The 18,628-nt window shown below is 38.0% G+C and carries 21 protein-coding genes; 7 read left to right on the top strand and 14 right to left on the bottom strand.

Going from position 1 to position 18,628, the window contains the following annotated elements:
* Positions 1–24 precede the first annotated feature (24 nt).
* The 6 genes from ACFSGI_RS07115 to ACFSGI_RS07090 form a co-directional block, all read right to left on the bottom strand.
* Positions 25–1,827: a sensor histidine kinase gene (locus ACFSGI_RS07115; protein ID WP_379282798.1), complete on the bottom strand. Its 1,803-nt coding sequence runs from the start codon at positions 1,825–1,827 to the stop codon at positions 25–27.
* Between the two features lie 654 nt (positions 1,828–2,481).
* Positions 2,482–3,801, bottom strand: a complete 1,320-nt coding sequence (locus tag ACFSGI_RS07110) for an ABC transporter substrate-binding protein (RefSeq protein ID WP_204823454.1) — start codon at positions 3,799–3,801, stop codon at positions 2,482–2,484.
* Positions 3,802–3,849: 48 nt separating this feature from the next.
* On the bottom strand, positions 3,850–4,638 hold the full coding sequence (locus tag ACFSGI_RS07105; RefSeq protein WP_204824939.1) for a carbohydrate ABC transporter permease: 789 nt from the start codon (positions 4,636–4,638) through the stop codon (positions 3,850–3,852).
* 123 nt (positions 4,639–4,761) lie between these two features.
* Entirely contained in the window at positions 4,762–5,694 is a 933-nt protein-coding gene (locus ACFSGI_RS07100) for a carbohydrate ABC transporter permease (RefSeq protein WP_379282795.1), read from the bottom strand.
* A gap of 343 nt (positions 5,695–6,037) precedes the next feature.
* Positions 6,038–8,071 (bottom strand): glycosyl hydrolase, encoded by a 2,034-nt coding sequence (locus ACFSGI_RS07095; protein ID WP_204823453.1) that lies wholly within the window; start codon positions 8,069–8,071, stop codon positions 6,038–6,040.
* A gap of 129 nt (positions 8,072–8,200) precedes the next feature.
* Positions 8,201–10,204, bottom strand: a complete 2,004-nt coding sequence (locus ACFSGI_RS07090; RefSeq protein WP_204823452.1) for a heparinase II/III domain-containing protein — start codon at positions 10,202–10,204, stop codon at positions 8,201–8,203.
* Positions 10,205–10,378: 174 nt separating this feature from the next.
* On the opposite strand from ACFSGI_RS07090, the gene ACFSGI_RS07085 reads away from it, so the two are divergent.
* Positions 10,379–10,549 (top strand): hypothetical protein, encoded by a 171-nt coding sequence (locus ACFSGI_RS07085; protein ID WP_204823451.1) that lies wholly within the window; start codon positions 10,379–10,381, stop codon positions 10,547–10,549.
* Positions 10,550–10,707: 158 nt separating this feature from the next.
* On the opposite strand, the gene ACFSGI_RS07080 is transcribed toward ACFSGI_RS07085, so the two are convergent.
* From ACFSGI_RS07080 to ACFSGI_RS07060, 5 genes are all read right to left on the bottom strand, one after another.
* Complete coding sequence (locus ACFSGI_RS07080) at positions 10,708–11,238, bottom strand: VanZ family protein (RefSeq protein ID WP_204823450.1); 531 nt, start codon at positions 11,236–11,238, stop codon at positions 10,708–10,710.
* A gap of 287 nt (positions 11,239–11,525) precedes the next feature.
* Positions 11,526–12,017 (bottom strand): hypothetical protein, encoded by a 492-nt coding sequence (locus ACFSGI_RS07075; protein ID WP_204823449.1) that lies wholly within the window; start codon positions 12,015–12,017, stop codon positions 11,526–11,528.
* Between the two features lie 221 nt (positions 12,018–12,238).
* The gene (locus tag ACFSGI_RS07070; protein WP_204823448.1) at positions 12,239–12,691 is read right to left on the bottom strand and encodes a hypothetical protein; all 453 of its coding nucleotides are present in this window, start codon (positions 12,689–12,691) and stop codon (positions 12,239–12,241) included.
* Between the two features lie 203 nt (positions 12,692–12,894).
* Positions 12,895–13,497, bottom strand: a complete 603-nt coding sequence (locus ACFSGI_RS07065; RefSeq protein WP_204823447.1) for a hypothetical protein — start codon at positions 13,495–13,497, stop codon at positions 12,895–12,897.
* A gap of 391 nt (positions 13,498–13,888) precedes the next feature.
* Positions 13,889–14,269 carry a VOC family protein gene (locus tag ACFSGI_RS07060; RefSeq protein WP_204823446.1) on the bottom strand — a complete coding sequence of 127 codons (381 nt, stop codon included), beginning with the start codon at positions 14,267–14,269 and terminating at the stop codon, positions 13,889–13,891.
* Positions 14,270–14,452: 183 nt separating this feature from the next.
* Between ACFSGI_RS07060 and ACFSGI_RS07055 the strand changes: the two genes are divergently transcribed.
* On the top strand, positions 14,453–15,316 hold the full coding sequence (locus ACFSGI_RS07055) for a helix-turn-helix domain-containing protein (RefSeq protein ID WP_204823445.1): 864 nt from the start codon (positions 14,453–14,455) through the stop codon (positions 15,314–15,316).
* Between the two features lie 174 nt (positions 15,317–15,490).
* Positions 15,491–16,027, top strand: coding sequence for a GNAT family N-acetyltransferase (locus tag ACFSGI_RS07050; protein WP_204823444.1), 537 nt, complete (start codon positions 15,491–15,493; stop codon positions 16,025–16,027).
* Positions 16,028–16,135: 108 nt separating this feature from the next.
* Here the strand turns inward: ACFSGI_RS07050 and ACFSGI_RS07045 are convergent, their stop codons facing one another.
* A complete protein-coding gene (locus ACFSGI_RS07045; RefSeq protein WP_204823443.1) occupies positions 16,136–16,381 on the bottom strand; it encodes a hypothetical protein in 246 nt (81 codons plus the stop codon).
* Between the two features lie 290 nt (positions 16,382–16,671).
* Between ACFSGI_RS07045 and ACFSGI_RS07040 the strand changes: the two genes are divergently transcribed.
* The 4 genes from ACFSGI_RS07040 (at position 16,672) to ACFSGI_RS07025 (ending at position 17,734) form a co-directional block, all read left to right on the top strand.
* Positions 16,672–16,863 carry a helix-turn-helix domain-containing protein gene (locus ACFSGI_RS07040; protein ID WP_204824937.1) on the top strand — a complete coding sequence of 64 codons (192 nt, stop codon included), beginning with the start codon at positions 16,672–16,674 and terminating at the stop codon, positions 16,861–16,863.
* Between the two features lie 18 nt (positions 16,864–16,881).
* Entirely contained in the window at positions 16,882–17,145 is a 264-nt protein-coding gene (locus tag ACFSGI_RS07035) for an XRE family transcriptional regulator (RefSeq protein ID WP_204823442.1), read from the top strand.
* Positions 17,146–17,266: 121 nt separating this feature from the next.
* Entirely contained in the window at positions 17,267–17,482 is a 216-nt protein-coding gene (locus ACFSGI_RS07030; protein ID WP_204823441.1) for a helix-turn-helix domain-containing protein, read from the top strand.
* A gap of 27 nt (positions 17,483–17,509) precedes the next feature.
* Positions 17,510–17,734 (top strand): helix-turn-helix domain-containing protein, encoded by a 225-nt coding sequence (locus ACFSGI_RS07025; protein ID WP_204823440.1) that lies wholly within the window; start codon positions 17,510–17,512, stop codon positions 17,732–17,734.
* Positions 17,735–17,831: 97 nt separating this feature from the next.
* Here ACFSGI_RS07025 and ACFSGI_RS07020 read toward each other — a convergent pair whose 3' ends face one another.
* Together ACFSGI_RS07020 and ACFSGI_RS07015 are read right to left on the bottom strand one after the other, a co-directional pair.
* Positions 17,832–18,224: a toxin-antitoxin system HicB family antitoxin gene (locus ACFSGI_RS07020; protein WP_204823439.1), complete on the bottom strand. Its 393-nt coding sequence runs from the start codon at positions 18,222–18,224 to the stop codon at positions 17,832–17,834.
* Positions 18,225–18,264: 40 nt separating this feature from the next.
* Positions 18,265–18,486, bottom strand: coding sequence for a type II toxin-antitoxin system HicA family toxin (locus ACFSGI_RS07015; protein WP_204823438.1), 222 nt, complete (start codon positions 18,484–18,486; stop codon positions 18,265–18,267).
* Positions 18,487–18,628 lie beyond the last annotated feature (142 nt).

The raw sequence follows: 18,628 nt of genomic DNA, 5'->3' as shown, positions 1-18,628 counted from the left end.
ATAGATTATTTTCAGGTATTCAATTTATGTGGGATGTGGCAATCCGATTTTGATCTCTGTGCCTTCGCCGGGATGACTTTCGATGTGTACTTGTACAGTAGGGCCATAGATCATTTGCAAACGGCGTATCACATTTGTCAAACCGATCCCTGAGATAGCAGGTACAGATGGTGAACTGGATCGATATTCTGACGTGCTTTTATTGAATGATCCTTTTTCTGTAGTATGATCTGCTTGTAATTCTGATTCTAATTCTGATAATGGAGTATGTTTAGATGCTGATTTTGATAATGGATATTGCGCGTGTTCTATGTTTGTTTTTTGAATCTGAGCGATCACTTGTTGGATAGCTTGTAATCGTTCGTCGTTCATTCCTTCGCCACTATCACGAATACTGATCCATAGCACTTCTTTTTTCAACCAAGATTGTATCCATAAAATACCACCGTATTTCGATAGTCCATGATGGTAAGCGTTCTCAACAAGCGGTTGAACGATAAAGCGTGGAACGTATATATCGACTGTATCTGTAGCTAATTCCATTTCGACATGCACTTTGACTTCTCGCTGGAAATCGACCAGTCGAATATAATGCTGTACCGTTTCCATTTCTTCTTGTAACGGAATACATTCATTGCCCCGATTAACGGTCATACGTAGCAATGAAGATAGTGAGCCTAGTAATACTGCGGCTTCTTCAGAACCTTTTAACAACAGATCCATACGAATCGCACCTAGAATATTAAATAGAAAATGAGGATTGATCTGCGCTTGAAGCATTTCCAATTCTGCTTTGCGGCGTTCGCTTTGTTCGCATTCAATCTGAATAATCATATCTTCGACTCGATCTAACATCGCATCTAGCGATTGACCGAGTACCCCTGCTTCATCTTCTCCTCGAATACCGGAACGAATACTTAGATTATCGTTATCAATTTTGCGAACGACTTGTGTTAATTTGACGATCGGACGGGTCAGGCGAGCAATACCTAGTACTAGCAAAATAAGAAAAACGATCAATACTGCCATCTGTACAAAATTAGTCACTTGATAGATGCGATTGATCTTTTCAGCGGCAACGCCATAAGGAACTAATCCTTCCAATCTCCAGCCAGCAACAGACATATCTCTTTCCAGTTCTAAAATACCTTCTCGTTGTTGATATAGCTGGGTAAACTCACTACCTATCCATGCGCTATTGGGATGAGAAATAATCTTGTTGTCTGCTCCCACAATCATCATCTGAATTGAGGAATTGTATTTATTGAGCACTGCTTTGAGTTGTTCTTCATTCATACTCACAATCACATAACCATATACTTTGCCTGATAATAAGCGTAGACTGCGAGCGACTGACAGCATGTATGTTGGCGGTGTATCTTTGGATTGCAAGTACGATGGATGAAGCAAAAAGTTAAGCTTGCCGCCTGCTACAAATTCACCGCTATTGGTTAGTTGGCGAATATTAAGATTATCGATCTGGTATTGATCCGACTGGAAATTGCTATATACCATTTTACCATTTCCTGTCCAGACAGAAATATATACTTGTTCGCCTGCATAAGAAAGATTGTCTAGCTTTTTGGTAACATCTGATGCTTCGGTCTGTCCTACATAGATTCCACTTCGCCGATATTTAAGTGCTAGATTGAGTTCTTGATCCAAGTACAGATAATTGGAAATATAGATCAGTCGATTGATCTGATCGGTTAAGTACAGATTCGCGGCATCTAGTGAATTGCCTGCATTTTGCAAAACCGTTTCTTTCATCATATCTTTAGTTAGCCAACTGGATAACATTGTGCCTGCGCCGATCGTTAACAGCAAGCAACAGGCTACGGAGGCAATTAGCTTGCCCCTTAGTGAAGTGTGCCAGATTCTCCTCCATGCCTTCATGCTCATATGACCTTTCGTTGTGGATTAAAAGTTTACATCAAAAATGGTGGGTGGGAGCTGGAGGAGGTTGTCCGCTGCGGCAAAGGAATTGTCCTTGTCATCGCTTGTGAAAAAAAATACCTTGATTGACCGCTGGCGGTCGGTATTTTTATTCAAATGCGACCGCTTCGCTTTTTCAGGACAATTTCCTTTGCCTCCGCTCCGACGCTCCTTAGCTCCCACGCAATTTCTTGATGTAAAGCTTTCTTAAGTTGGGGTAGCAGTTATATTGCTAAAGATTAAGTTGGTTTTAGAGATTGTTGGTTTAAGAATATTTTTGGTAAACAGTGAGATATAGTTTGAAAGTGGTAAAGAGTTTTTATTTTAGCTTTGTTTACTATAATTTTTTTCTTGGATAGCGATATTTATATAATTGATGTGATCTTTTTTTAGTTCGTTTAATTAGTATATGGGCTTGTTTTTTATTTTAGAGATTTCGTTTCGTTTCGTTTCGTTTGGTTTGGTTTGGTTTGATTTGGTTTGGTTTGGTTTGGTTTGGTTTATGATTTTTGTTTGGCTGTATATTTGTGTATACATGTTGTTCTATTAGCTTTTGTTGGCGTCTATGATTTGTTGGACGATTGCTTTGGCGTTGGTGATGGTGGTGTCGATGTCTTGTTTTTGTAGGATATATTTTTCAAACTCGGCGTTGACTTCTTGTTCGATTTCACTCAAGTATGGTACAGCAGGAGCTTTGTTAATGCCTTTGCTGACTTTGAATGTATAGATCAGTGAGTCTAGATCGACATTTTCGGGATGAGTACCGTTGTTGATAATACTTTCTAGCGCTTTGCTCACATCTGCTTTTTGCCATGATGAAATGTCTGTACCTTGCGCTTGAATACCTTCTGTGGTCATCCAGCGGATAAATTTCATAGATGCCTCTTGTTTGTCTGACCCTGCACCGATTCCATAGTAATCATAGTCATTGCTCGAATAGATTTCTTTGGTATCGGCGCTATTTTTAGGATATGGTGCTACAGCGACTTTGAAGTCAGGTGCAGATTCTTTACTACCTGCAATATTAGAGTTCATCCAGCTTCCCATCACTAGCATACTTGCTGATCCACCTAGAAATTGATCACGATAATTTAACTTTTGAGAAATCGCATCGCTATAAGGAACAGCGGATTGATCTTCATGTTCTGCATTATATCGAAGTTCAAACGATGCGCGGAAGTTAGGATCGTCCATATTGGATGTTCCATCTGCTTTGAGATAACTATTGTTCTCCGGTTGATTTAACAATTCAAGTAGCGTCTGAGATGCCCATGTATGGAAGTATACACCATAGTAGCTATGATCCGGTGCTGTTAATTTTTTGGCATATTCTCGAAATTCATCCCATGTCCAATCTGTAGGTACTTTTAAGCCTGCTTTATCAAGACGGTCTTTGTTCAGCAATACGTACGTAATTGCACGCTTACCTGGCAATGCATAACGTTTGCCATCGACTGCGAAGTCTGCTAAATATTCATCTTCATATTTAAAATCAATCAAATCGTTTAATGGTGCAAATAGTCCCATATCGACACGTTGAGCATACGTATTGGCATTGTTAACCATCACTACATCGATCGGATCACCAGAACCTGCGGCAAGGTCTAATTTTTTGATATATTCATCGGTATCGCTTTTTTCAGATAGTCCTACATATTGAACTTCAATATCTGGATTCTTTTTTTGCCATGCGGCATAGACATCATCCCAGTGGAATTGATCTTTGGTATACCAAGTGTAAAATGTGATTTTTGTTTTGCCATCTGCGGTGGTTCCACTTTCTTTTGCTTGTCCACATCCTGCGAGTATTAGCAGTAAACAGCAACTCATTATTATTGTCGATTTCCATCGTAGATTCAATTTCATGATAATCCCCCTTAGAATGTATACATTTCATAAGCAAACAAATTCGATTTATCCTTTAACACCACCGAGTGCAATACCACCAATAACATGTTTTTGAGCGAGTAAAAAGACGATCACTAACGGTAAAATCGCCGAACATGTACCTGCCATAATCAACGAGTAGTATTCACCAGTCGCATCGGCAAATCGATTTATGCCCAATTGCACTGTAAATAGTTCTGGCGAGCGTAAAAAGATCAGTGGTGCTTGATAATCATTCCATGTCCAGATAAAGCGTAAAATCGCATATGTAGCGATAAACGGTTGCACTAACGGTAAAGCAATTTGAGCAAAAATCCGTACATGCCCTGCTCCATCAATTTTAGCGGATTCAATAAATTCACTATGAATCGACATAAAAGCTTGTCGTAACATAAATGTACCCAGTGCGCTAAATGATTCGAGCAACACCAATCCGATATGTGTATCAAATAGTCCTAGACTGCGATACATAATAAATTGCGGAACCAGCACTGCTTGCCCTGGAATCATAAACGTTAATAACACGATAATAAATAACGTATCCCGTCCGCGAAAATGAATTTTGGAGAAGGCATATGCTGCCATAGCCGAGGTGATTACAGAGATGAGAATAGTCATCACCGACACTTTAATCGAATTCCAGTAGTACAGCATAAATGGTGGATCACCGAACCATACCGCACGATAATTTTCGACTACATTCCACGTATGTGGAATCCATTGTACCGGATATTTGAATACATCAGCTTCTGTCTTGAATGATGCAGATAACATCCAGATAAAAGGTAGTAGAAAAATAATGCCTATCACCAGCATGATAACGGTTACAATAATTTTCGTCAAAGACAGTTTGTCTTTTGTTGGACGTTGGGATGACGATACATTTGGAGCTGAAATCGGATGTTCCAACTGCTACACCTCCTTATAACCTAATCGTGATTAGTAGTTAACCCATTTTTTCTGACCCCAGAATTGAACAACAGTAATCAGTAAAATCACAGCGAACAGAAAGACTGATTCTGCGGCGGCATAACCCATTTTCAAATTCACAAACGCTTGATCATAAATCTCATAGACCATTACATTGGTTGACTTCGCAGGCCCACCTTGTGTGAGTACAGCGATAAGGTCGAACGTTTTGAACGAATAAATGATACCGGTAATCAATAAGAAAAAGGTGGTTGGTGATAACATCGGTACGGTAATCGAACGAAACTTGCGCCATGAGGATGCTCCATCAATATCAGCGGCTTCATACAGATCTTTGGGGATCGATTGTAGCCCTGCTAGATAGACCACCATATTGAAGCCAATCGATGTCCAGACAGTAATCATCATAATTGAAGGTAGTGCATACGTAGGATCAGCTAACCATTTCGGTGGATTAGTAACCCCTAAAGACATTAGAAATCCATTTACAGGGCCTTGAGAAGGATGAAATAAAATCTGAAATACAATCGCAACTGCAACTACACTTGAGATATAAGGCATAAAGTAAATAATTTTGAAAAAGCTTTTGAAATACACTTTCTCATCCACTACAATCGCAATCACTAATGAAAACAAAAGAGTAAATGGTACAGCTAACAATAATTTGATATTGTTCAGCATCGATACAAAAAACGATTTATCTTGAAACAAATGACGGAAATTATCCAGTCCAATCATCTCAACTCCGCGAAATCCTTGAATAAAGTTCCATTTGGTTAGACTAATAAAAAATAACGAAACCATCGGAATCAAAATAAAAATGGTAAGCCCTATTAACATCGGTGCAGCAAATAAATAACCGGCAATTGTTTCTTTGGCTGTTGTCGAAAGCCAGCGTTTGGATGGAGATGAAGCTGTAGATTGCGATGCAGAACGTTCCACGATTGGTACCTCCTTGTAGAATAGTGCAACAGCCGCGGACTGTAGCAGTTATTCAGTTGATATCTTATGTTCTAAGTGTATCGTGGAACGGTTGTTCATTTAAGACACAGAACTGACCTGTTTACAAACAATTTTTACCTTTTGTACTTTTGCGCTTATGTTAGCAATTATTTCTTTATGATCAGATATCATCTGTAGGTCATATTTCTATAACAGAACATTACGTCACTTCACATTCACAAACAACGATAAACAACAAAAAAGCAGCCCGGTTATATCATCCAGACTGCTTTGTGTATACAAGTAATTAGATCAATTACATTCGATCTTCAACCACATCTACTTATAAAAAAATTTCAAAAGAAATACGTGAACCTTTGGCTTCAATTCGTGCTCCTCGCAATAACCCGTTACGGCTCGCTACCTGATTCGCTTCATCGGGAAAAGTGATTGTCGCTTCAGGAGTAATCGGTATGATTCGTATAGACTGATCACGATAAGTGACTGTTATCACTTCTACCTGCTCTTGCTCTATCATTGTTGCTGATGATAACGGCGTCTTATCTGCTCTATCCAATGCAGGAATCGATTGTTCTGTCTGCGTCGCTACTAATGAACGATCTATTCGTTCTGTCTTGATAGTAGAGTATTCTTGTCCGTCAGATAGAAATAACGGAATCCACGCCCCGATCTGCTTTAGCTGTTCTGTTGATGTGTTAGATTTCGCTTCTGGATTAGTACTAACTTCATAAGTTACCACGATATGTCCGGGAGACTGTTCATAAGTAGCAACCACCTGATTAACTCCTTGTAATGGCCCCTGCCATCGTATAGCAAACTGATTATGAGCGGTGGTGGTAGAAGATTGCTCTATCCGATAAGAACCTCCTCCATCAGAAGGATCAACTCCTGCATCTCGATCAAAAGGAACAGCCGTCGGTATCCCTTCTGCTAGATGATGCCATATGTTATCTGCTGTCTGCCAAGCAGGTATATAACTAAGCGGAACAATATCACCTGCACTAAACTCTGTAAATCCTTGATCTCGATGTCCTGAAGAAGAAGTAGCTAGATTAGCATGTAATCCGGTACGCTGAATACGTGCTATACCTGGAATCATATAGGGATCATTCAGTGCTGTATGAATCACGATCTGCTGATCAGGCACTGAGCTAAATACCGTCTCAAACCAACCATCTGCTTGAAGAGTACGACTTCCTAGCTCTGCCGGAATAGGATAAGGTGTGATTTCTTCTGGCTGTTCATACCAGAGCGTGTACGCCAGTGCCGCGGCTGTCCATAGATTGTATGTTGTATGATTACTGTACACTTCATATCCATGTCGTTGCTCTGCCGAAAAATGATTACGCACTATCTGCACATATCCTTCAGAACTTTGCCACTTCTCTATCGCTGCCCATGTCTTATCCGCTGCACGCCGAAATGCTCCAGCCCATTGCAAGGCTCCATCTGCATAGGCTTGCTGAGCTTGTATTGTAAAAACAAATGCCGCTGCCGCTTCATTCCATTGATGTTGAGCACTACGTCCCCGCGGAGGTAATTCTCCAAGCGGTGATAGCGTTAATAATGAACTCATTGCTCCATGTTGTAACCGAGTTTGCAAAGCGTGTGCTGTTGTACCAGCATATCCCGATAACATCATCACACCCAGATGATAACGGGTCGCAATATCGTAAGCAAATGGACTATTCGGTCGATCCAGCGGCCCATCTTCATACCAACCGAGCGATGTAAACCGTGGTAAATGATACTTTTGCAAGTAATCGTCTATCCATGTCGTATCATGAGAAGCGATGCCTTCGGCTTGTCGTATCACTTCTCCAGACAACATAATCGCATTCCAGTTGATCATTCGATTCGGATTTTTCATTTTGCTCATCGTAAATAAATATGTCTCTTCCGGTTCTATCGTTGCCAGTGCTTGTCGCCATCGTTCGGCTTGCTCGGGCATTCTTCCTTTCAGAATACGATAAGCTCCCATAATCATCACAATAAAAAAATCAGGATGTTGATCCGGTGTGCGCCCGGATACTAATAATTCAATACTATGTGTCAGTGCAGAAGCCGCAGAATCGATCAACTCTTCTCGTCCGGTACTTACTAGCACCGCCGCCGCAAGAGCATACGAAGGTGTAGAATAATAACGTTCAGCTTCCGAATATGGATCGACAATAGCTCCATCGGCTTGCTGATGGGTGGCATAGTAATCTACCATTTGACTTAACATACGTACTTTGCGTTCATGTGTCCAATCCGATGCAGGTAATGGCTGACTTTCATACAATAATTGTTCATATTCATCTGCCGCATCTGCCCATCCATACGAAGATGAATCCCATCTATTCCACTGTTTCAAAATAACCCCTTCTTTCGGTCTTTTGATTGTTCATGATTGCGTATATTTCTTCATGAGTTCAGTGTAGCACCTTGCTTTATTCTATAAGATTCACAGATTTGACTGATTAAGCGACAATCTTGACTCTACTTATAGTGCGGATGATGGAATAGGTGTAATTACAAATGATAGATCTACTACTACAGTGACGGGTTCCGCTGGATATGCTGTCTCTTCTAACGAAGTGCTCTGTGTTGGCATCTCTTTTTGACGGATAAGCTGTTCTTGTACTCCCTCTTCTATAGAAGAAAAATGCTCAATAGACGTTCGGTACAATATGATTGGCATGCCATCATGATCGACATGTTGGATGATTTCTACACTGACTTTTTCTTGAGCATGTGCAAGCTTCAAACAGACTTCTGCTTTTTCGCCATGCCAGCGTACGGTATCAGATTCTACTATCGGCTCTATCCTACTGATAAACCGTTCAACAATCTGTGGAGTGGATAAATGTAATGGATCAGAATGAATCTGTGGTGAACTAGATGTACTCTGCTCTGGCTGACGATCAAATGTAAATCGATCGCTCAAGTGTAAAGTAACTTCGGCTTGATCTTGTGAAACAGACCAATCCAGCTCACGAGTATACTCATGCAACGTCGGATGCGGATAAGCTTGGGTAATATCTAACTTCCATATCGCACGCTCTGTTTGTTCTTCTGTCCATATACGCTGTTCTAATACATGCGCTTCTGCTTCACGTCCACTTTGTTGTTCCTGTCCATCTATTTGTGGAACCGAATGACCTGCGGATGAAATATTCAAAATCTGTTCTCGACCAGGCGCAAAATAAGCTTGTGTATACAGACCTGCTCCAAGATCGGATAGTATATTTTCTCCTCCAGCATGAATAATAAAAGAGCCCAGATCATTATGATTATGTGGTTCATCATTATGCCCGCCTTTGGTTGCCAATGCTACCGTAATATTAGACTTGGAAAGTTTACTTTTGCAGATCATCCAACTCAGATCAGGCAAATAGACTCCTTCATTCTGTGTATCAACCTGTGCAGAATCATGATCTACAAAATAACTTGCATCTGCCCATAACAGATTACGAATTAAATGCGCCCAACGACGACAAGGATCATCTAACAGTCGATTGATCTGAAAAGGTAAAGAATATCGATGCCCTGTCCATTTGCCCAGTTGAGATAATAATCCGGGTGGTAATATCTCCTGTTCATCACTATCCGAGAAATTAACAAATACTCCGTCTGACAAATGAAGATGTTCTGGAAAAGCCGCCATCTGCGCAATCTTCGTAGAGCGTAATAGATGTTCATACTGCGGTTCTACACGTATCAACATATCTGCAAAATAAGTATAATAACCGAATCCATATACCCAATACCCTAACCCTTCTGCACATCCTCCATCTTCACCATAACCTGATAAGAAATGACTCATCGCTTGAATCATTCGCTCCAGAATGTGAACTCGCATAGGATCATCTTGCTCTAGTAATAATAGAGCTGCTATCCCGCATCCTGCTCCACAGACTGCCGACCAATTATGATCTGCGGTCTCCCAGCCGAACGATACATTAGGATCACTTAGCGGCTTGAAGATTCGTCGCTGAATCTCTAATTCGATCCGCTTTGTAATACGGTCATCCAATCGATCCTGAAATAATATACATAGCTCGGCTAACATACCGGCTGTCTCTGCGGCAAACAGATCAATCTCTTCCCATACCGGTCGCTGTGTTTCTTTGGTTGACTGTGGTACATGTGCAGGTAAGCACCATGTATACTCATTGCAGATATCCCATAATGCTTCTTCTAATGATTCTATGTAAGATGTAACATCACCATCGGCTGTATATAAGCTTATGATCGCTAACGCTCCTATACGCCCTCTTTTTTCAAAATAAAGTTGTTGATACTGTTCTCGTCCTCCATTATCTGCAAATTCGCGAAAAGCTTCAAAGGTCAGCACCGGAATAGGTAAAATCAACGCTTCATTAGCAATATGCTGTAACTCTGTCCACCATGCTTTATAGCTCGGATCGATTACGGTATGCTGTATTCGCTTTTCTAGATCATCTACGCCCCAGAGTAGAGCAGAGGACTTTGTAGACATATTCATTGCGTTCACCTCGTAGATAGAATAGTTGTTGATTGCTTTGAAGATAACGCTTTCAACGATAAATGTATATCTATTATGAATTTTTCATATAATGAAATAATTATAAATGACTAGATATTTGCGTATTATAGGTTATGCTATATAACAAATAAATACTATATTGGAGGAATGCTTATGAGTACACATCCAGAATTAGAAAAACATATTGCTACATTAACAGATGAAGAGAAAAATGATTTTATCAAACACATATATCTAATTCTCAACAATCGTAGCAATTCCGATCTTATTATCAGAGCCAAAATTAGAGAATTAGTTGATCGCTATATCGATATTAAAAAATAAGATTTAGAGCATGCTATAACGTACTATAATGTAGCTAGGCATTAAGCGTATCCGATATGGATTACTGTAATACTCATTTTTGCCATATCTTTTGCAACACAAAAAGTCGCTTCGTTATCAAAGCGACTTTTTGTGTTGCACGCTATTTGTAAAGATATCTAGCCAAACCGCAGTCCACTCTTTTTACGTCGACGTCTACGGATCAAAATATAACATACCATGACCAATACAATGCCGATCCCATCGACTAATGTATCTTCAAAATGCCCTGTTCTTCCGGCTACAAAGGTCTGATGCCACTCATCGGATAAAGCATATACATAAGATACAAGACCTGCCCAGACAATAGGTGCATAATCCCGGCGTGTAAGTGGAGAAAATACACGACATAACAAAAACGCTAATATTGCAAATTCAACCACATGTGCTATTTTACGAATAAAAAATTCAAAAAAATCATAAGGCGATTTGCCACTTACCACATAACCGTCATACGAAAATTCAATCGTTGGCGTAAATGTAGACAACGTAGATTCGGGGATCAAATCTGCCAGAAAAGGCTTCAAATCCTGCTCTACATAAGGCTGATTGGATTTGTAAAAAATAAATACCATCCATGCTAACGCCAGTATCGTCCATATGATCCAGCGTGCATATGGAAATCTTCTATTACTATAGATAGAACTCATTCAGCTTATCCCTCCAAACATATGCAGCATAGTATATCATATCCTGTAGATCTGATCATCACTCTGTCCAAAACAACATATCAAAAAACAGCCCGATCTATACCAGACTGTTTTGGTTATTACACTATGTATTTCAGAGCACATACGGCTATTCTAGTATGTTTTTATCTTAGCGACCCTATCGTGTCGTTAATCAAACATACTAGCTAGTCGTTGACCTATTTATCATATATAAGCTTGTCTAGACAAACAGTCATTTTTCACGTTGCAATGAAAGAACTATGATTCTATTCGATAGGAGCACGTTCTACAAAATACTTATTAGTCATATAGAAAGCTTCACCGCGTGATGTTTCCACTTTTCCTTTTTTCGGATCAAGGAACACAATTTCTTTACACTTTGTGCAATACCATTTGGTACGCATAAATGGTGAATCTGTTGTATACGCTGTTCCACATTTACAATCCACTTTGATCAAAATTTCATTTGCTTTATAAGCAGTGCTCAAGTCCTCAGCAGGATGTTGTTCTTCCGGCTGAATCGGAACAATCACACGTTGATGATCAGAGAATTGATTTTGCACTTTAAAATCAGCAACTAATTCAGGATTTAATCCAAAAAATTCTTTACCTATATTAGTCACATAACGCGTATTGCTTTTATAACTTTCAAGCCATTCCTCAATCTGTTGGTTCGACAAAGGCACAGTACCTTTAATACCACTATTCAAGGTGTATGTCATGATGTGTAAAGCATCGCTTGGTCTGCTTGAGTACATTAGAAACCTCCTCTTTCTTCAAAGCTAATGTACTATAAATCATCGTTTTTATCAAAGCACGAAATTAACTAAAATCCCATGATATTGAATTCGCTAGTACATATATGCCGTTTTATTCCCGGTAAAACGGATGATTACATTTTTGTTACAAATAAGTCAGCAAGCATCGGACCCTACTTTCTAGCCTATCCCCCCTATTCGCGATGATTATGTACCATTGCTTAACTTATATAATCGCCCAGATCAACATGCCAATTTATCTGGTTGCGGGCAATCCACAATTGAACAGCATCATGAAAATGCTGAGCATATTGCTTACGGGAGACCTGATTTACAGTACAAAAATGCTCGATTAATTGATATTTTTCTACCCAATCATTCATAGTAGCAAAGCCAATATGCTTGATCATATGACACTGGAAACATAACGACTGAAACCCAGTAAGGTACTGAACTTGCGCTTCTGTATCAAATGTCCATAGCTCATGACAATGTAACTTGTCGATTGTATCCCCTTTGACACGATTACAGATACAACAGGTATACTGATCACGCTTTTGAATATTCTGGCTAAATTGCCGCCATTGATATGAAGTTAATCGATTACGAAGATTCAAATGCATCGTCGATTCGGGAATTAATTCTATTTCTAATTTGAAATGATTACGATTCATAGAAGTTTCCTGTATCTGAGAATTTTCAGCTTCCTTAGATTATAACACTAATGTTAATAATTTATAACACTAATGTTAACATTAAGGCAAGACCAGAACTTGTTTTGACCTGCATTATTAATACGATTAAACTTTTGATCATTATATATCAATTATTCGTTTTTTGAAATCGTTAAATCTAAAAATGATAGATTTTGATCATTTCATTTAGCGCTTAATTCAAATTTCCCATCAATCGTATTACCGATTTCATAATTGTTGATCGTCATATATACCACTGTCTTTTTACTCCATACTGGCAAATGTTCACCTTCTGTATAGAATTTTTGGATATCATTAATCATCTGTTTACATTTGGCTTGTACCTGCTGATCGGGTAACGTATACACTCCCTGTGCACTGTAATAAGACTCCATCTTCGGTTGGTTGTAAATATCGATATACAGATACTCTAATTGATGAGAAGTATCTTTGTAAAAATAAATTTTGTTGACTACAAAATCATCTGTTGCCATGTAATCTTCAATCTGATGAGTCATATCTTGAATAGCGGTATCTTCTTGTATCATACGAACATTCTTTTGGACAGTTGTTAATTCTTGCTGATACCACTCTAGCTTTTTTGTCAAAACTTTATTGCTCTGTTCACTATGGCGTATCGCTGTATAAAGCTTCTGATTGGCTATCCACAATACGCCAGCCAGTGCAATGACTACTATTAATATCAGAACGACTATTATCCATCCGTTATACTTTCTTTTATGTTGAATCACAGAAGTCGTCCAGTCTTTTTCTACCAACCGCATCACAACCTCCTTCCATATATTCTCGATTGCATTATACCTGAAATGAATAATAAGTCAGCACTTTTTTTACAAGCGTGAGTAATGAATCAAGACTTTGGAATGAGGAAATAAAAGCATTAGGTCTATCCACTTATTTTATAAAAATTTGTCAAAAACACTAGCTGTTTATGTAAACCTATGGTAATATTAGTTCATACAGAAAGGAGGTGCGTCAACATTCAGATTAACATGTTGAACGCGTCCTTTACCCAATCCGAGGTTCTTGTCTAAACCACACGAACTTCGGAGGCGCGGGATGCGGATCAAAGATTTCAATTAGCGCCATCGGGTTAGAAAGACCACCTTCGGGTGGTCTTTTTATGTGCCATTTTATAATGATTATCCTCTACTCTTATTCATAGGGAGCATCCAATTCGATAATATTATGATCAGGATCGAGAATATAGATTTGGGCAAAGCCAGCCAGACTATGAGGACGTGCTTCGTAAAAGACCTGCTGTTGATCCAAAAACTCCAAAGTCTCCGAATAACTCTTCACCCAGATCGCTAAATGCCCATCCGTTGAATCTATACCACCCTGACGTAATGTCTCTCCTTGTGGTTGCTCGATCAAATGCAATTGCTGATTTCCCAAAGCATACCAGATGCCTACAGAATCAAATGGCGGACGCTCGATTTCTTGAAATTGAAGCACATCCGAATAAAATGTACGAGACACTTCAATATCGCGTACAGCTAGACTCATATGGTGGATATATTGAAATTCAATCATAGCGATATTCTCCTTTTTGCTACTTTAATTGTTGGAACATTCTTTTTCTATCTTAGCCTGTATGCTCCTCTAAAGTAAATTCAGTTTAGAAAAAGAATTGCCAATATTTAAGAGAACGCTTACAATATGAAATATTACAATCCGCTTGTCTACATATTTTCTAAACCAGGAGGCATATGTACGATGGTATCCAGCGAAAATGAACTGCATCGTTTTTCTCAAAAGCCTGTTCGCTTTATTCTCACTCCTTCTCCTGTCGCTCAATCCACTTATCTCTATATTCAAGAAATCGGGTATCATTATATCGATTCATCTTCTTCTATTAAGCATGCCAAAATTGCGTCGTATCTGTTCTTATATACATTGTCTGGTGCAGGTTGTCTATATTATCGCGGGCAATCTTTTCTATTACAAGCAGGCGATTTCTTCTGGATTGATTGCAAAGAAGAATACCGCTATGAAGCGCAGTCCGAACAACCTTGGGAAACGTTATCGATCCATATGTATGGAGCTACGATAGCTGGTTATTATCAACAATATGAAAATAATCAGATGCCGGTATATCATTCACAGTCCTCTTCTCTGATTCTAGAGCTTGCTCAACAATTACTGAATCTGCAATATACACGTACACAGAAAACAGAGCTTCTAAATGCTCAACTCCTCACACAATTGTTAACCGAGATCATCTTAACAACGATCTATGTGAAAGACAATACATACAACATCCCATCCAAAATTCTTAATATGCAAACTTATCTCGAACATAACTACACTGAAGCGATCACACTCGATCAGCTTGCCAGACAATACGGGATGAACAAATTTCAATTAACCAAAGATTTCAAACAATATATCGGACTCCCTCCAATCGAATACCTGATCCATATCCGCATCAATGCAGCCAAAGGCTTACTACAGTATTCTGATAAAAGTGTCCAAGAAATCGCTAACGAAGTCGGCGTAGACAATGTGTCTCATTTTATCAATTTATTCAAAGCTAGAGTCAACTGCACGCCGCTCAGTTATCGAAAAGAATGGTCGTAACGATAATTCAGACGACTAATGACATCAGATAACTCCCGCATTTCACTGTACTTTATAGATACAATTGTAAGTGTAGTATACGTATATTCTCCTATGAATGATAGAAATCATTCCTAATATATGGTATAAAAAATATGATAAATAAAGGATACTATCATTTATAAGGAGGATATGATGCTTATTTCAAACGGTCATTTGTCTATTCGTTCTCTTTGTATAGAAGATAAATATACACTGGTTAAATGGATGTCCGATCCTACTATTCTGCAATATTATCAGGGTCGAGATCAACCGCTGGATATGGAAAAAGTGACTGAAATCTTTTACGATCCAGATACAGAAGACGTTCAGTGTATTATCGAATATGAGAGTGTAGCTATAGGTTATATTCAATATTACCTATTAGATGAAGAAAGTAGAGATACATACGGATATCATGACTCTAGTGAAGTGATCTATGGGATGGATCAATTTATCGGCGAACCAGACTATTGGAATCGGGGTATTGGTACTCTACTCATTCAGACAATGATCGCCTTCCTCACACAGCAAAAACAAGCCCACCGTATCGCGATGGACCCCCAGACATGGAATGCGAGAGCACTGCATTGTTATGAAAAATGTGGATTCCAAAAAGTAAAATTACTGCCCAAGCATGAATGGCATGAAGGACAATATCGGGATTGTTGGTTAATAGAGTACAAAAAGTAGTAAAAGCTTATAATGAGGTCAGACAGAATTGAAAAATATGCAATTGTACGTTATGATTTGGCTGATATACATATGTTAGGACATATTTATTTTAGAGGATATGCAAAGTCAATAACTGTACAGCACCTGACTTAATTGCAAGCCATCTTTCACCCCCTGCTCATACATCGTCGATTCTGCCAATCCTTGAATAAGCGTAATGACTTCTTCGTATTGGGTGAACAGAATTTGGATGTCTGATGGTAGTTGATCGTAGATGGTAGCAAATAGTTCTGTGCATTCGGTGGTAAGTGCCTGATATTCAGGTGAAGGCGATATAGCATCTTCACTCACTTGATCCATGCGTGTCGACATGAACTGATTAAAGGCTTCTTTGATTTGGGCTTTTCTATGTAGTAGTTGGGTCATATTACACCTATAACATTAATACTTAACTTTTGATCATATTTTTTAAAATTATGATGTGTAATTACTAAGAATACTCTTGTGAGTTTTAAATAAGTCTCTTTCACAAAGCTCATTATGCCACTCCCTTTATTATACGCCCAAGCGGTTATTTATGTTTTTATTTTAAACGCTTGGGCGTGTAAAGTCAATGCTTTGGAGGAATTAAATTGAAAGTTAAAATACTTTTAAAAGAAGCAATGAAGAAAAGAAATCTTACTCAAATGCAATTGTCTGAATTATCCGGTGTTCGTCAGGCTGCTATTTCTGAATTGTATCGAAATGCGAGACAAGAAATTAATTTAATTATGCTGTCTAAGTTAGCCACTGCTATGAATATTAAAGATATCTCCGAATTACTTCAATTTGTTGATGAAAACGAAGGAGATTAAAAGGCGGTTGTTATTACAGTGGAACAAATTCGATTTAAGCTAAATGAAACTTTGAAAATTATTGGAGCTACTCGAAATAAATTATCTGTAGAATCCAAAATACGTTCAGCTACTATTTTAGACCTAGCAAGTGGTGATACTCGCACAATAAAATTGGAAACACTAATCAGTATACTCAATGCAATTAATGAGATTGCTTCTAAAAACGGAGTCAATCGTACTTTTGGTATTGAAGATATTGTAGAATACATTCCTGTTAACCAAAAGAAAAAAGACCAATAAATTTAGTCGTTTTTGCTAAGCACTTATCATTTTTATTTATAAACTAATGATAACGCTTTTCATATGAAATGCTCCTTACCTTATATAATTTTTAGCACTTCAGGAGGAAAACCACTAATTAATGAGAATAATCAAAATAAATCTTAAATCACTTTTGAAAAAACATAAATTAACTCAAAAACAGCTTGAAGCTCTCTCTGGTGTTCCTCAATCTAGAATATCCAAGCTTTGTAGAGATGACCGTCAAGAGGTTAACTTACTTATGCTTTCTAAGATTGCAAATGCGATGGATATTACAGATATCTCTGAACTATTAGATTTTGTAGATGAAGAATAATTAGTTTATTGATTACGGAGAATTTAAATGAAGTTAAATATACTTTTGAAAAAATTATTAAAAGAAAAAGGTATGACTCAATTAGAATTATCACACTTGTCCAGCGTTCCTCAATCTAAAATTTCAATGCTATGTAATAATAATTATCAGGAACTGAATATAGCAAATCTCGAAAAGATTGCAACTGCTCTAAATATTAAAACCATTTCTGAACTTATGGAATTTAGTAAGGATGATCATCTTGAGAGTTAAAAGAATGGAGTAAGCGTCATATACGCAACTTTTCCCCATAAACTATATATAAATAAAAAGACCAATACTATGATTAGTATTGGTCTTTATTTTACTACTATAATTTCAACTTTTCTCCATTGAAATTGCTTGGTAATCCTAAAGCTTGAGCTAAATGGACAACAGCAAATTGATTAGCGGATACGCCTTCTTTTTTAGCAGCATTAAGCAATTGCTTATGCATTGTTTTAGGCATACGTAAAGGTATTTGTCCTGATGGCAAATCTTCGTTTGGTTCTATGATTTCTGCACCAGATTCTAATTTGATTTCTAAATAATCACGCTGTATTTCTTCCAATTCAGCGATTGCTTCTGCAATGGTAGGCGCATCGGTATGACAACCAGAAAGCTCTTCAATTCTGGCAAAATAATAGATACCATCCCCGTCATTTCTTTTAGTAATTTCGATAGTGTACGGAAGATTCATATAATATTCTATATTTTTACTCATTCCTGTTCACTCCTTTCATTTAATATCTATAGATTTAAATTCATAATAATCGGTCTAGCATTTCTTTTATGTATGAAATTTTTAAAGGATCTTCTTCTTTTAGAACAAATACATTTCCATCAGAATCTCCATATATCCTGTGAGAACCTCTTTTACGTTTTAGTTCATAACCAAAATAGATTAAAACTTTTGCTGCTTCACTATATGATACACCTCTTGGTTGATTTCTCATTTTATCTATTATTTTGTCAACAGACGGCATAAATAACAACTCCTCCTTTCAAGTAATGATATCATATATGATATCATTTTTTCAATATAATCATAGTTTGAATACTAAAATAGCACTTATTTCTAAGATACTGTTCCTTAGAAATAAGTGCTATTTTTTTAATCTGTTTCAT

Source organism: Paenibacillus nicotianae (genome assembly GCF_042681745.1).
Classification (GTDB): Bacteria; Bacillota; Bacilli; order Paenibacillales; family Paenibacillaceae; genus Saccharibacillus; species Saccharibacillus nicotianae.
The sequence above is the reverse complement of the archived record's forward strand: the minus strand, read 5'-3'. Positions and strand labels throughout refer to the sequence as shown.

What these genes read in the sequence shown, in the direction of transcription:
- ACFSGI_RS07045 (WP_204823443.1), bottom strand. Translation starts at nt 16,381, where the DNA reads ATGTCGACACGCATGGATCAAGTGAGTGAAGATGCTATATCGCCTTCA.
- ACFSGI_RS07110 (WP_204823454.1), bottom strand. Translation starts at nt 3,801, where the DNA reads ATGAAATTGAATCTACGATGGAAATCGACAATAATAATGAGTTGCTGT.
- ACFSGI_RS07060 (WP_204823446.1), bottom strand. Translation starts at nt 14,269, where the DNA reads ATGATTGAATTTCAATATATCCACCATATGAGTCTAGCTGTACGCGAT.
- ACFSGI_RS07075 (WP_204823449.1), bottom strand. Translation starts at nt 12,017, where the DNA reads ATGTACTCAAGCAGACCAAGCGATGCTTTACACATCATGACATACACC.
- ACFSGI_RS07030 (WP_204823441.1), top strand. Translation starts at nt 17,267, where the DNA reads ATGAGAATAATCAAAATAAATCTTAAATCACTTTTGAAAAAACATAAA.
- ACFSGI_RS07025 (WP_204823440.1), top strand. Translation starts at nt 17,510, where the DNA reads ATGAAGTTAAATATACTTTTGAAAAAATTATTAAAAGAAAAAGGTATG.
- ACFSGI_RS07040 (WP_204824937.1), top strand. Translation starts at nt 16,672, where the DNA reads ATGAAGAAAAGAAATCTTACTCAAATGCAATTGTCTGAATTATCCGGT.
- ACFSGI_RS07080 (WP_204823450.1), bottom strand. Translation starts at nt 11,238, where the DNA reads ATGAGTTCTATCTATAGTAATAGAAGATTTCCATATGCACGCTGGATC.
- ACFSGI_RS07015 (WP_204823438.1), bottom strand. Translation starts at nt 18,486, where the DNA reads ATGCCGTCTGTTGACAAAATAATAGATAAAATGAGAAATCAACCAAGA.
- ACFSGI_RS07065 (WP_204823447.1), bottom strand. Translation starts at nt 13,497, where the DNA reads ATGCGGTTGGTAGAAAAAGACTGGACGACTTCTGTGATTCAACATAAA.
- ACFSGI_RS07020 (WP_204823439.1), bottom strand. Translation starts at nt 18,224, where the DNA reads ATGAGTAAAAATATAGAATATTATATGAATCTTCCGTACACTATCGAA.
- ACFSGI_RS07055 (WP_204823445.1), top strand. Translation starts at nt 14,453, where the DNA reads ATGGTATCCAGCGAAAATGAACTGCATCGTTTTTCTCAAAAGCCTGTT.
- ACFSGI_RS07090 (WP_204823452.1), bottom strand. Translation starts at nt 10,204, where the DNA reads ATGAATATGTCTACAAAGTCCTCTGCTCTACTCTGGGGCGTAGATGAT.
- ACFSGI_RS07105 (WP_204824939.1), bottom strand. Translation starts at nt 4,638, where the DNA reads ATGCTGGTGATAGGCATTATTTTTCTACTACCTTTTATCTGGATGTTA.
- ACFSGI_RS07085 (WP_204823451.1), top strand. Translation starts at nt 10,379, where the DNA reads ATGAGTACACATCCAGAATTAGAAAAACATATTGCTACATTAACAGAT.
- ACFSGI_RS07070 (WP_204823448.1), bottom strand. Translation starts at nt 12,691, where the DNA reads ATGAATCGTAATCATTTCAAATTAGAAATAGAATTAATTCCCGAATCG.
- ACFSGI_RS07050 (WP_204823444.1), top strand. Translation starts at nt 15,491, where the DNA reads ATGCTTATTTCAAACGGTCATTTGTCTATTCGTTCTCTTTGTATAGAA.